Genomic DNA, 13,168 nt, shown 5'->3' on the forward strand with positions numbered 1-13,168 from the left:
CGGAGCGGTAGTTCAGTTGGTTAGAATACCGGCCTGTCACGCCGGGGGTCGCGGGTTCGAGTCCCGTCCGCTCCGCCAACAAATATGAAAAAACCGGCCTTGTGCCGGTTTTTTCATTTCCACGCCCTATTTTCCTTCATTCCAGGAATCCGCCATGACCGAAGCTTCCATGCTGGATGACATCGCCGCACGCCTCGCCGGGGCACGCCGTATCCTGTTCATCACCGGCGCCGGTATCTCTGCGGATTCCGGCCTGCCTACCTATCGCGGTATCGGCGGCCTGTACGAAGAGGAATTGACGGCCGAGGGATACACCATCGAAGACGCCTTGTCCGGCGCCATGCTGCAACAGCACCCCGAAATCACCTGGAAGTATCTGCAACAAATCGAGCACACCTGCCGGGGGGCCGGCCCCAACCGCGCCCATCAGGTGATTGCCGAGCTTGAGCAGGCAGACCGCTCCATCACTGTATTCACCCAGAACATCGATGGCCTGCATCATCAGGCAGGTTCGGCGGATGTCATCGAAATCCACGGACGCCTACACCATCTGCACTGCACCCGTTGCAGCTACGAGGCAGAGGTGGAGGATTTCGACACCCTGGCCATGCCGCCTTCCTGCCCCCGCTGCTTCGCCCTGGTTCGCCCCCGGGTCGTGCTGTTTGGCGAATCCCTGCCGCAGGAAGCCCTGGACCGGCTGATCGACACCCTGGATGCCGGCCCCGACATGGTGTTTTCCATCGGCACCTCCAGCCTCTTCCCCTACATTGCGGAACCGGTGCTCTGGGCCAGAAGCCAGGGAATCACCACGGTGGAAATCAACCCCGGTGACACACCGGTTAGTCCTTATGTGGATTTCCAGCTGAAGCTCGGCGCCGCAGCCGCCCTGGATGCCCTCTGGCAGCGCCTGTCTGCCGGCGCCTGAACCCCTCCGGCATCCATCCACCACCAGCCCCGTCCCTGCGCCAACCCCATGGCGTTTTTACATTTTGCCCCCTGGTCGAAGGAAAACCCCTTCTCGGCCATGGGGTATAATCCCCCGATTCGGTCATCCTGAAACAGCGTGCCCGGCACCGCCTTTGCCAAAGGCCCATTGCCGGGATTTCTCCCGCTCCGGCGGCGAACAGCAGACAAAGAGAATCCATGACGCTCGACGACACGCTAGGCTGCACCCTCGATTTCTTCCGGCAACTCGGCCACCGCCTCCTCACCCTGAGCGGTACCGCCCTCCTCGCCACCACGGCCACCGCCGTCCAGGCCAACGATCTGCCCCTCACCCTCTCCTTCGCCCCCAGTCTGCAAACCGTGGCCCCAGCCCGTGCAGAACTGCCCATGACGACGGATACGGCGGCAATCGCAGACGATGGCACCCTGCCGGTAGAAGAGATCAAGCCTATCCCCCAACTCCCCCGCACCATTGACCTCACCGCCCCCACGGACAACCTGTGGGAGCGCATCCGCAATGGTTTCGGCATGCCCAACCTCAACAACGACCTGGTGCTGACCCACCAGCAGTGGTACATGAACCGGCCGGATTACGTCCGCCGCATGGTGGAGCGCAGCCGTCGCTACATGTTCCACATTGTCGAAGCTATCGAAAAGCGCGGCATGCCCATGGAACTGGCCCTGCTGCCCATGGTGGAAAGCGCCTACAACCCCATGGCTTATTCCCGCAGCCATGCTTCCGGCCTGTGGCAGTTCATTCCCTCCACCGGCAAGAACTTCAAGCTGGAGCAAAACTGGTGGGTGGATGAGCGCCGCGACATCATTGCCTCCACCTCGGCGGCTCTGGACTACCTGCAAACCATCTACGACATGCATGGTGACTGGCAACTGGCCCTGGCCTCCTACAACTGGGGCGAAGGTGCCGTCGGCCGGGCCATCGCCAAGAACCGGGCCAAGGGCCTGCCGACGGATTACGAAAACCTGACCATGCCGGCAGAAACGCGCAACTACGTGCCCAAGCTGCAGGCCTTGAAGAACATCCTCGCCAACCCCCGTCTGCTGGCCCAGCTGGATCTGCCCCAGATTCCCAACCAGCCCTACTTTGCCGCCATCCCCAAGCCGGCGGACATGGATGTGAAGGTAGCAGCCAAGCTGGCGGAAATGCCCGTGGATGAATTCGTCGCCCTCAACCCGGCCCACAACCGCCCCATCATCAAGGCTGATACACCCCTGGTGCTGCCGGCGGAAAAGGTCGAGCGCTTCCGCCTCAATCTGGAAAACAACGACGCCCCCCTTTCCTCCTGGACCTCCTACACCCTCAAGGCCGGGGACAAGCTGGACAAGGTGGCCGCCCGCCTGGGCGTTTCCGTGGCCCACCTGAAGACGGTGAACGGGCTGCCCCCCAAGGCCAAGATCGGTCCCGGCACCACCCTGCTCATTCCCGCCCGGGATGGCGCCGAGCCGGCCATCGCCAGCGCCTTCACTCCGCCCACCGCAACCCCGGAACCGGTCGCTCCCCGCAATGACGGGCGCACTGCCGCCGCCAAGGCCTACATCGTCAAGAAGGGTGACACCCTCTATTCCATCGCCCGCCGCCACGACGTTTCCGTCGATGACCTGAAGCGATGGAACAAGCTGGGTCGTGGCATGGCGCCCGGCACCAAGCTCACGGTGGCGGCTCCGGCAGCCTCCATCGCCGCATCGGCTGCCGGCAACAGCCGCGTCAGTGCCACCCTGGAAGGCAAGACCCTTAAGCTGGGCAAGGACGAAAAAGCCGACAAGGCCGGCAAGACGGACAAACTGGCCAAGGCCGACAAGGCCCAGCCCGCCAAGGGCCCTGCCAAAGCCAAGGTGGCCCGCTACACCATCCGCAAGGGTGACACCCTGGCCGGCATCGCCCGCAAGTTCAAGGTCGAGGCAGACGATCTGCGCCGCTGGAACAAGGTGGCCCCCGGCGACCTGAAGCCTGGGCAGACCCTGACCATCCAACTGGCCCGCAACGACTGAAGCAGCGTCATTCCCGGCTGAACCAAACGCGCCTTCGGGCGCGTTTTTCTTTTTCGGACGGACAATAGACCCTCCTGAAACAGGTCGGTCTCACTGGTACCGACATATCCCACAACCCAACCCTGGCTGCCCGCGTCACAGGCCACATCACGGCCCACATCAACCCCAACATCCCGGGCTTGACCAAGGCGGCAAGGTAAAACCGCGGGCCACCTACACTGCCCCGCACCATCTCTCAAGTTCGGATATCCCTGCCCCGGCCGGGAACCGCCCTGCCCTAAAATGACTCCCATCGCTACCTGGCCGCCGCATGGCGCCAGGTTTGCCGCCGGCAGGGCGCTCACATCTGCCGATGGCGCCTGTTCCCCACACCTATTGCTCCATGTCATCTGCTGAATCATCCCCCGTCGGCCTCGAGGCCGGCAGCGCCGACTTCCGGCGGGCCAACCTGGCTCTCGCCACCGGCGGCTTCACCTGCTTCTCCCTGCTCTACGGTACCCAGCCGGTGCTGCCCCAGCTGACTCACGAGTTCGGCATTTCCCCCGCCACGGCCAGCTTCAGCGTTGCTGCCGGCACCCTGGCCATGGCACTGCTGTTGATTCCGCTCAGTCTCATTGCCGACCGCTACGGCCGGGAAAGACTGATGCGCTGGGGGCTGGCCGGTGCCGCCTTGTTCGCTTGCGCCTCGGCCCTGGCCCCCAATTTCTTCCTCCTGGTTTGTTGCCGGGCCCTGCTGGGAGCCTGCATCGCTGGCGTTCCCGCCGCTGCCATGGCCTATCTGGGGGAAGAATTTGCCCCCAATGCCCGGGGTCGGGCCATGGGCTTGTATATCGCCGCCAATGCCCTGGGCGGCATGTCGGGGCGTTTTCTTGCCGCCCTGGTCACAGGCTGGCTGGACTGGCGCTACGGCCTGGCCGCCCTGGGCCTGCTAGGCTTTGCCGCGGCCGGGCTGTTCTGGCGCCTGCTGCCGCCAGCTCGGCATTTCAAGGCCCGCTCCCTGGCCCCCCGCCTGCTACTGGCCGACGTCGGGCGCATCTACAAGGACCCCGGCCTGCCCTGGCTGTTCGTCACAGCCTTCCTCATCATGGGGTCCTTCGTCGGCCTCTACAATTATCTGGGTTTCCGCCTCAGCCTCGCCCCCTATCACCTGGGTCCGGCGGCCATCGGCGCCATTTTCCTACTCTATGCGGTAGGCAGCGCCTCCTCGGCCCTGGCCGGCCATCTGGTGGACTGCCTGGGCCGCCACACCATCGTCCTCGTCATGAGCCTGTGCATGGCCCTGGGCATCGGCATCACCCTGGCCTCCCAGTTGGCTGTCATCATCCTCGGGCTGGCAATCTTCACCTTCGGTTATTTTGCCGTCCATGCCGTTGCCAGCGGCTGGGTCGGGCGCCGGGCCGGGCCACGCCGGGGGCTGGTTTCCGCCCTGTATCTGTCCAGCTACTACCTGGGCGGCAGCGTCATCGGTAGTGCCGCCGGCTGGCCGTGGATCCACGGCGGCTGGCCGGGAGTCGTGGTAACCCTGCTGGGCTGTGTGACCCTAGTGATTGCCATCGCGTTCTACCTGCGTCGGATACCGGAAAACTGAGCGGAAAATCCAAGTCCTCACGATAATAGACACAGCTCTAGCCAATGAAAAACGCGCCTGACGGCGCGTTTTTCATTTTCCCCAACCGCCCTTACCGAGGGAGGAAGCCCCACCTTACTCCGGCGGATACAGATGGCAACGGACCTGAACGCCGCTCTCAGGATGGCTCAGGGGCGGATAAGCCTGCCGGCACACGTCCATGGCCTGGGCGCAGCGGGGATGGAAATGGCAACCGGCCGGCGGCCGGGCCGGTGAAGGCGTTTCCCCGGGCAGGCGGATCATCTCCCGCTGACCTTCCAGGCGCGGCTCCGGCACCGCCGACAGGAGCGCCCGGGTATAGGGGTGGCAGGGCCGCTCCAGCACCTGGGCCACCGGCCCCTGCTCGACGATGCGGCCCAGGTACATCACTGCCACCTCATGGGCCAGGTATTCCACCACGGCAAAGTTGTGGGTGATGAAGAGATAGGCCAGACCCAGGCTGTCCTGCAATTGCCGCAACAGGTTGAGAATCTGGGCCTGTACCGAGACATCCAGGGCCGAGGTGGGCTCGTCGCAGATCAGCAGTTCCGGCTGCACCGCCAGGGCCCGAGCAATGGCGATGCGCTGGCGCTGGCCGCCGGAAAATTCATGGGGGTAACGGCCCAGGGCCTCCGGCGGCAGGCCAACAGAGGCCAGGAGCGCCTCCAGGGCCTGGCGGCGCTCCTGGCCGGGGGTGCCGACCTGCAAGGCCCGTACCCCCTCCTCCAGGATTTCTCCCACGGTAAGGCGTGGATTGAGGGAGGCAAATGGGTCCTGGAAGACCATTTGCATCCGCCGGCGCAGGGGCTTCAATTCCCCAATGGAAAGCGGGAGCAGCTCCTTGCCTTCCAGCTGCACGGACCCCGTGGCCGGCAGCAAGCGCAACAGAGCCTTGCCTGCCGTGGTCTTGCCGCAGCCAGACTCCCCGACTAGGGCCAGGGTGCGGCCCCGCTGCAACTCCAGGGAAACGCCGTCCACCGCCTTGACATGGCCAACGGTGCGCTTGAGCAGCCCCTTGCGGATGGGGAAATGTACTTTCAGGTCGCTAACCTGCAACAGCGGCGCAGCCCGAGTCTGGCCACCACCGGAAAGTGCCGGCACGGTGGGCGACACAGCCGGCGTTGCGTCGGCAACGGAAAGCGCTGCCTCGGCCGCAACGGATTCCACCTGCCCGGCCACCCAATGGCAGCGCACCCGGTGGCCGCGGGCCAGCTCCGTCCAGTCCGGGCTTTGCTCCCGGCAACGATCCATGGCCACCGGGCAACGCGGGGCAAAACGACAACCAGCCGGCATGGCCGCCAGCCCGGGCACCTGGCCGGGAATGGTGGCCAGTTGGCCACCCCGCTGGCCCAGGTCCGGCAGGGCAGCAAAGAGCTTTTGCGTATACGGATGGCGGGGGCAGCCGAAGAAAGACTGGCGATCGGCCATTTCGACAATCTCGCCGGCGTACATCACCCCCACCCGGTGGGCGCTGCGGGCCACCACGCCCAGGTCATGGGTGATGAGCAACATCCCCATGGCCCGCTCGGTCTGAAGCTTGGCCAGCAGATCGAGAATCTGGGCCTGGATGGTCACATCCAGGGCCGTGGTCGGTTCGTCGGCGATGAGCAGCCGGGGCTCCCCCGCCAAGGCAATGGCGATCATCACCCGCTGCTTCATGCCGCCGGACAGCTGAAAGGGGTATTCCTCCAGGCGCCGGGCCGGGTCGGCAATGCCCACGGCGGCCAGCAGGGCCAGGGCCTCCTGACGGGCAGCTTCGCCCTGGAGGCCGCGGTGCCGCGCCAGGGATTCGCCGATCTGGCGCCCGACGGTAAGCACCGGATTGAGGCTGGTGGCCGGCTCCTGGAAGATCATGGCAGCGGCACTGCCCCGGCGGTCGCGCATGGCGGATTCCGGCAGGCCCAGCACCTCCTCGCCCTCCAGCCAGACTTCGCCGGCCAGGATGCGCCCGGCATCGGGCAAAAGGCGCAGCAGGGCCAGGGCCGTGGCAGACTTGCCGCAGCCGGATTCCCCCAGTAGTGCGAAGGTTTCGCCGGGCGCCACGGTGAAGGAGACTCCATCCACGGCGGTCAGCACCCGGCCGCCGGCCAGGAAGCCGGCCTTGAGGCCACGCACGGAAAGCAGATCGGACATCAGGCGGCCCTCGGATCGAATGCGTCCCGCACCACATCTGCCAGCAGGTTGGCAGCGAGGACGAGGACGACCATGAAAAAGAATGCCGCCGCCAGGGACCACCACACCATGGGTTCCCGGGCCAGCTCCAGGCGGGCGTTGTTGATCATGGTGCCGAAGCTGATCATGGTCGGATCGACACCGATGCCCACGTAGGAAAGCACGGCCTCGGCCAGCACCAGGCCGGAGAAATCCATGACCAGGGCGATCAGCACGATGTGCATGACGTTGGGCAGGATGTGGCGCAGCAGGATACGCCAGGAGGAAACGCCGAAAGCCTGGGCCGCCTGGATGTACTCCAGTTGGGCAAGTTTCAGGGTTTCGCCCCGCAGCAGGCGGGCCAGGCCGGTCCAGCTGGTCATGCCGAGAATGAAGCAGAGGGCCAGCAGGCGCAGGTCGGCCCGCTCGGCGGCAGTATCAAACCAGTGGGGGTGGGTGTCGATGACCACCTGCATCATCAGTACAGCGGCAGCAATGAGCAGCACACCGGGAATGGAGCTGAGGGTGGTGTAGAGGTATTGGATCAGGTCATCCACCCAGCCACGGAAATAGCCGGCGGCGATGCCCAGCAACACCCCCACGGGCAGAGTCACCAGGGTGGTGACCAGGCCGATCACCAGGGCCGTGCGGATGCTTTTGAGGATCTGGTAGAGCACATCCTGGCCCACCTTGTCGGTGCCCAGCACGTGATATTCCGGCACCAGAGCCAGCAGGGGCACCACCAGGAGCAGCAGCCCCCCCAGCGCCAGCAGCAGGGCATCCCAGGCAGGCGCAGCGCTGGTAGGGGGGCGATGCCACAGCTCATGCCAGGCTTCCCGGCGGGAGCAGCCCCGAGCACGGGCCAGCAGATCCACCAGGATCTCCGCCAGCCCCCACCAGGCCAGGAGCGCGCATCCAGCCCCCGCCAGGACCCGGCGCAACACATCATCGTCGCGGCCGGCCTCGTTGTCTCCCAGATGCTTGCCGCCGTGGCGCAGGCGAGGGAAATCCCGCTGCTGGACCAGGGAGCCGTCGGGCTGGCGCACCTCCTGCATTTCCTTGGCGTAGGCCCGGGTGGCCAGGGGCGCAGAATAGGTCTTCTCCATCTGGGTGCGCAGGGGCGTCAGCAGAACATCCAGTAAGGAAAAGACTTCCACCCCGTAGACCGGCTTGCCTGCCGCTGCTTTCGCCTCGGCGGGACTGGGCGTGTCAGCCAGACGGGGGCGGTAGTGCAGGGAATCGGCTAGGCCGATGAGGACAAACACCGCCAGCACCACCAGCGCCGCCATGCCGGTACGGCGATGCAGCACCCGGCCCCAGGCGGCCCGCAGGGGCGGGGTGCGGGCCACGCCCCAGGCGGCCAGGCCCAGGCCGGCCACCAGCAGCCAGACAAGCAGATCAGACCAGAGGAGAACGGGGAGAAAGGCCATGTCAGTCAAAACGAATCCGGGGATCCACCAGGGTGTAGGAAATGTCCGTCAGGATCAGCCCGGCGATGTACAGCACCGAGCCGATGAAGACCATGGAACGGACTACGGCGAAGTCCTGGGCATTGATGGCGTCGATGGTGTAACTGCCCAGGCCGGGAATGCCAAAGAAGGATTCGGTGAGCAGGGAGCCCATGAACAGCAGGGGAATCACCACGACCACCCCGGTGAGGATGGGGATCAGGGCATTGCGCAGCACATGGCGGAACATCACCACGCCTTCGGCCAGGCCCTTGGCCCGGGCGGTGCGCACGTAATCCTTGCCCATTTCCTCGAGAAAGATGGTGCGATACCAGCGGGCACTGCTGCCGATGCCGGCCACCACGCCGATAGCCACCGGGAGGATGAGGAATTTCCAACCCTCCAGCCCTTCCGCATAGCCGGAAATGGGCACCAACCGCCAGACCTTGGCGATCAGCCACTGGCCGCCGATGATGTAGAACAGGCTGGAAATGGACATCAGCACGACGCAGGTCACCACGCCCCATAAATCCAGCGCCGTGGCACGGAAGAACGCCAGCATCAGGGCCACAGTCACGGTCACCAGCAAACCCAGGATGAAGGTGGGGATAGCGATGGCCAGGGACGGCCCCATGCGCGTCTTGATCTCGTTGGCGATGTCCCGCCCATCTTCCGCGGCGCCAAAATCCCCGACGAAGAGCTTGGCCGACTTGGTAAAGAAAATGGTCCGGGTCGCCTTGGCCAGCCCTGGGGCCTCGCCGTTCCAGAACAGGGGGGCATCGTAGCCCCGCTCTGCCTTCCACTTGGTGATGGCTTCCGGCGTCACCCGCTTCACCCCCAACTGCATGCGCGCCATGTCGTCCGGGGTGTTCACCACGAAGAACAGGGCAAAAGTCAGCAGGTTAACCCCGATCAGAATGGGGATGGCATAGGCCAGGCGACGAAGGATGTAAGCAAGCATAAGCCCGCGACTATACCAAGGCCCCGCCGCCCCTGACCACCCGCGCCCGCCTTGGGCAGCAGGCCAACCCGCTGCGTGCCGGCTGACAAGCACCCACGCCCGCAGGATGGCTCCCCTGCGTCTCGGCAGCACAGCCCTTGGCCCGGGCCCGGCCCGGCCCTAGAATGGCGGCCATTCCCCGCCTGCCGAGCCGCTCCATGTCCATGCCCCCTACTCCTTTCCCCAATCCCCAGCCCGGGAATACGCCCGCCGTCGCCATCATCGGCGGCGGCCCGGCAGGGCTCATGGCAGCAGAAGTGCTGGCGGCCGGCGGCGTGCGGGTCACCGTCTATGACGCCATGCCTTCCGTAGGCCGCAAGTTCCTCATGGCGGGCAAGGGCGGCATGAACATCACCCACGCCGAAGCCCTGGACAGCTTTCTCGGGCGCTACGGCACCGCCCGGGAGTGGCTCACGCCCCTGCTGCAGGAATTCGGGCCGGAACAGCTACGGGCCTGGATCCACGGCCTGGGCATCGAAACTTTTGTCGGCACCTCGGGCCGGGTCTTTCCCCGGGAGATGAAGGCTGCGCCCCTGCTGCGTGCCTGGCTGCACCGCCTGCGCCAGGCTGGCGTCGAATTCCGCGTACGCCATCGCTGGCTGGGCTGGACGGAGAGCGGTGCCCTGCGCTTTGCCACCCCGGACGGCGAATGCTGCATCACCCCCGCTGCCACCCTGCTGGCCCTGGGCGGCGGCAGCTGGGCCCGTCTGGGGTCCGATGGCGCCTGGGTGGAATCCCTCAGCCGGGCCGGCGTGGCAGTGGCCCACCTGCAGCCGGCCAACTGCGGCTTCGACTGCGACTGGAGTCCCTATTTCCGCGAACATTTCGCCGGCCAGCCGGTCAAGCCGGTAGTGGCCAGCTGTAGCGGACCGGATGGCAACGAGTGGCGTCGCCAGGGAGAATTCGTCATTACGGCTGACGGCATCGAAGGGGGCCTCATCTACGCCCTCTCGGCTCCGCTGCGGGAACAATGCCAGCGGGAGGGCCAAGGGCACCTTCTCCTCGATCTGCTGCCCGCCCACGATGCGGCCCAGGTGCTGGCCGAAGTACGCCGTCCCCGGGGCTCCCGCTCCCTCTCCAGCCACCTGCAAAGCCGCCTGGGGTTGAAGGGGGTCAAAATGGGACTGCTGCGGGAGTGCCTGGACAAGGAGGCCTTCCAGGACGCGGAACGGCTGGCCGATGCGATCAAGGCCCTGCCCCTGGTGCTACAACGCCCCCGTCCCCTGGACGAAGCCATCAGCAGCGCTGGCGGCGTCTGCCTGAACGGGCTGGATGAAGGCCTGATGCTGCAGAGCCGCCCCGGAGTGTTCTGCGCCGGAGAAATGCTGGACTGGGAAGCCCCCACCGGCGGCTATCTGCTCACTGCCTGCTTCGCTACCGGTCGTAAAGCTGGCGCGAGTGTCCTACAGTGGGTACAGTTGAACCAACGGTGGGACAACGCAACGGCATAAGCAACGACATCGGCCGGACCAGACACTTCCCGCAAAAAGATTGCCGGACCCCTCCCCCGGGCGGCGGCGTAGAAGCTCCCTGAAGGAGATCAAGATGTTGCACGAAGACAACGAACTGTTCGGCAAATTCCTGTTCACCCTGGAATGGCTGCTGGAAGTTTCTGCCCGCTACGGTCATGCCGCCGAATACCACTTGGTTCATATCAATTTCGGCAATCCGCGCATCCTCGGTGAGAACTATGGTGCCCAGGAAGCCTCCCTCAAGCTTCACGAAGTGCTCGACACCCTGCGGGCCAGCCTGCGCAAAACCGATCTGGTGGCACGGCAAGGGGTGGATTTCTGGATCCTCGTTCCTTCGGCCCCCAGCAGCAACGTGTTTTCCGAAAAGCTTCAGGAAATCATTGAGGTCACGTCTCGCAGCGGTCTTGAAATCGTCGAGCGGGACATTTCCTTCTTTTCCCTGACAGAAGGCTTTCCCGAACTGGGGCTGGCCGCCTCGGGCCAGGACCTGCTCTCCTACCTGAAGCACAACCGCGCCCGGCTCTCTCGCCGGGAAGTGCTGTTGCCGGCGCAGGACGCGGGCGAAGAAGCCGCCCTCTAGCCGTGACGGGTGGCGCCCGCTTCCGCCTGGACGCCACTCCCCTCTGCCACCTGCTGACATCTCCCGACACGGTTCAAGCCAAGGGAGATCAGGATCACCGCGGCCCCCAGGGCCATTCGGCCCAGGTCCGCATCCCGGTTCCAGATCAGCAGATTCACCAGCAGCCCCAGCGGTACGTGGAGTTCATTCATCACCGCCAGGGTGCCGCCATCCACCCGTGTGCTCCCCTTGACCCACCAGAACATGCCGAGGGCCGTGGCAAACAGGCCCATCCACAGCAGCACGCCCCATTGCACGGCCGTGGCCGGCAGCCGGGCCGGGTTGCCGAAAATCAGGAAGGACGGCAGGGCCAGCACCAGGGCGCCGAGAAAGAAGTGGCCGAAGAAGCGGTAAAGGGGCAAGTCCACCGGATGGCGCAGCAACAGGTGGCGGCAAAGCACCTGGCCGGCGGCGAAGGTGGCATTGGCCAGTTGCAGCAGCAGGAAGCCCATCAGGTATTCCCCTTCCACCGGCTGGAAACGGATCAGGATGCCGCCCCCTACAGCCACCAGTGCCGCGGCCAGGGCCCAGGGATTGAAGCGCCGCACCAGGGCATCGTCCAGCAGGGTGACGTAGATCGGCGTCAGTACGGTAAAGAGCAGCACTTCCGGGACCGTCAGCACGGCAAAGCTGCGGTACAGGCAAAGATAGGTAATGCCGAACTGCAAGGCGCCGGCCAGCCAGAAGCCTGCAACCAGCCGGCCAGGCAGGCCCCGCCAGCGGGTGAAGGGCAGAAAAACCAGGGCGGCAATGGCCACCCGGATCAGCACGGCAAAATCGCTATCCACCCGCCCGGCCAGATATTCCCCGATCAGGCTGAAGGAAAAGGCCCAGAGCAGATTGACGACAAGCAGGTAAGGCATGGGAGCGTTGGGGGACGGTGAGTGGAACGATGCGGGAGCTACAGGACAGTTCCCGGCAAAGGGGAAGCCCAAGAAGCAAGGAGCGGATCATAGGCCTTCCGCCTTTGCGGGTCGAGCCCTCCTTCCCTTGTCCTCCCTTGCTCATATCCCTGTCCCCGTACCAAAGAAAAACGGCCCTGACGGGCCGCTTTCTTGAGGGAGGCTAGAGACTGGCTTCAGGCAGCCTGCCAGACCGGCTTGCGCTTCTCGATGAAGGCGTCGATGCCCTCGGCGGCATCCCCGGCCATCATGTTGCAGGCCATGACCTCGCCGGCATACTGGTAAGCGGCCTCGATGCCCATTTCCAGCTGCTTGTAGAACATCTGCTTGCCGGTAGCCACGGCCACCGGGCTCTTGGCCAGGATGGACTGCACCAGGGCTTCCACCGACTCGTCCAGATCGCCAAGAGGCACCACCCGGTTCACCAGCCCCCGGGCCTTGGCCTCCTCGGCGTCGATGAACTCGCCGGTGAGCAGCATTTCCAGGGCTTCCTTGCGGCCCATGTTGCGGGACAAACCGACCGCCGGGGTGGAACAGAAGAGGCCCACGTTAATGCCGGAGACAGCGAACTTGGCCACATCGGCGGCCACGGCCAGGTCGCACATGGAGACCAGCTGGCAGCCGGCGGCAGTGGCAATACCGTGGATACGGGCGATGACCGGCTGGGGCATCTCCTGGATGGCCAGCATGACCTTGGCGCACAGCTTGAACAGGGCCTGCATGAAGGCCTTGTCGTGGTTGCTGCGCATCTCCTTGAGGTCGTGGCCGGCACAGAAGGCCTTGCCGGCGCCCTGGATCACCACGGTGCGGACACGCTTGTCAGCCGCGATGGCCTTCAGCTCTGCCAACAGGGCTTCCAGCATGGCGTTGGAAAGGGAATTGAACTGGGCAGGGCGGTTGAGGACCAGGGTGGTACGGCCGTCGGCCCGGTCTTCCCGCAGCAGGATGGGTTCTTGTTGCGTCATTTTCTTGTCTCCTACAGAAAAAAGCCGGGGGCTGTGCTGTCTGCCCCCGGCGT

10 protein-coding genes and 1 tRNA gene are annotated in these 13,168 nt (G+C 65.1%); 6 read left to right on the forward strand and 5 right to left on the reverse strand.

Annotation, left to right across the window (positions count from 1 at the left end):
- The first annotated feature begins 1 nt into the window (after position 1).
- The 4 genes from AZSI13_RS10060 to AZSI13_RS10075 all read left to right on the forward strand — a co-directional run bounded on the left by AZSI13_RS10060 (position 2) and on the right by AZSI13_RS10075 (position 4,540).
- Positions 2-78 (forward strand) — tRNA-Asp (locus AZSI13_RS10060).
- A gap of 76 nt (positions 79-154) precedes the next feature.
- Positions 155-925 carry an NAD-dependent deacylase gene (locus AZSI13_RS10065; RefSeq protein WP_109041044.1) on the forward strand — a complete coding sequence of 257 codons (771 nt, stop codon included), beginning with the start codon at positions 155-157 and terminating at the stop codon, positions 923-925.
- 218 nt (positions 926-1,143) lie between these two features.
- A complete protein-coding gene (locus AZSI13_RS10070) occupies positions 1,144-2,952 on the forward strand; it encodes a LysM peptidoglycan-binding domain-containing protein (protein ID WP_109041045.1) in 1,809 nt (602 codons plus the stop codon).
- Between the two features lie 382 nt (positions 2,953-3,334).
- On the forward strand, positions 3,335-4,540 hold the full coding sequence (locus AZSI13_RS10075) for an MFS transporter (RefSeq protein WP_109041046.1): 1,206 nt from the start codon (positions 3,335-3,337) through the stop codon (positions 4,538-4,540).
- A 114-nt stretch (positions 4,541-4,654) separates the two neighbouring features.
- On the opposite strand, the gene AZSI13_RS10080 is transcribed toward AZSI13_RS10075, so the two are convergent.
- From AZSI13_RS10080 to AZSI13_RS10090, 3 genes are read right to left on the reverse strand one after another with little or no spacing between them, the layout of a single operon-like run.
- Positions 4,655-6,691, reverse strand: a complete 2,037-nt coding sequence (locus tag AZSI13_RS10080; protein WP_109041047.1) for an ABC transporter ATP-binding protein — start codon at positions 6,689-6,691, stop codon at positions 4,655-4,657.
- Positions 6,691-8,139, reverse strand: coding sequence for an ABC transporter permease (locus tag AZSI13_RS10085; protein WP_109041048.1), 1,449 nt, complete (start codon positions 8,137-8,139; stop codon positions 6,691-6,693). Before AZSI13_RS10085 ends, AZSI13_RS10080 begins: the two co-directional genes overlap by 1 nt.
- Position 8,140: 1 nt before the next feature.
- Positions 8,141-9,118 carry an ABC transporter permease gene (locus AZSI13_RS10090; protein ID WP_109041049.1) on the reverse strand — a complete coding sequence of 326 codons (978 nt, stop codon included), beginning with the start codon at positions 9,116-9,118 and terminating at the stop codon, positions 8,141-8,143.
- A 197-nt stretch (positions 9,119-9,315) separates the two neighbouring features.
- Here AZSI13_RS10090 and AZSI13_RS10095 point away from each other — a divergent pair, with 197 nt between their 5' ends.
- Entirely contained in the window at positions 9,316-10,608 is a 1,293-nt protein-coding gene (locus AZSI13_RS10095; protein WP_235609727.1) for a TIGR03862 family flavoprotein, read from the forward strand.
- 94 nt (positions 10,609-10,702) lie between these two features.
- The gene (locus tag AZSI13_RS10100) at positions 10,703-11,209 is read left to right on the forward strand and encodes a diguanylate cyclase (RefSeq protein WP_109041050.1); all 507 of its coding nucleotides are present in this window, start codon (positions 10,703-10,705) and stop codon (positions 11,207-11,209) included.
- On the opposite strand, the gene AZSI13_RS10105 is transcribed toward AZSI13_RS10100, so the two are convergent.
- Both AZSI13_RS10105 and AZSI13_RS10110 read right to left on the reverse strand, forming a co-directional pair.
- Entirely contained in the window at positions 11,206-12,111 is a 906-nt protein-coding gene (locus AZSI13_RS10105) for an EamA family transporter (RefSeq protein WP_109041051.1), read from the reverse strand. The two genes, AZSI13_RS10100 and AZSI13_RS10105, sit on opposite strands and share 4 nt — an antisense overlap.
- 215 nt (positions 12,112-12,326) lie before the next feature.
- On the reverse strand, positions 12,327-13,115 hold the full coding sequence (locus tag AZSI13_RS10110; RefSeq protein WP_109041052.1) for an enoyl-CoA hydratase: 789 nt from the start codon (positions 13,113-13,115) through the stop codon (positions 12,327-12,329).
- Positions 13,116-13,168 lie beyond the last annotated feature (53 nt).

This window comes from Azospira sp. I13 (genome assembly GCF_003112695.1).
GTDB lineage: Bacteria > Pseudomonadota > Gammaproteobacteria > Burkholderiales > Rhodocyclaceae > Azospira.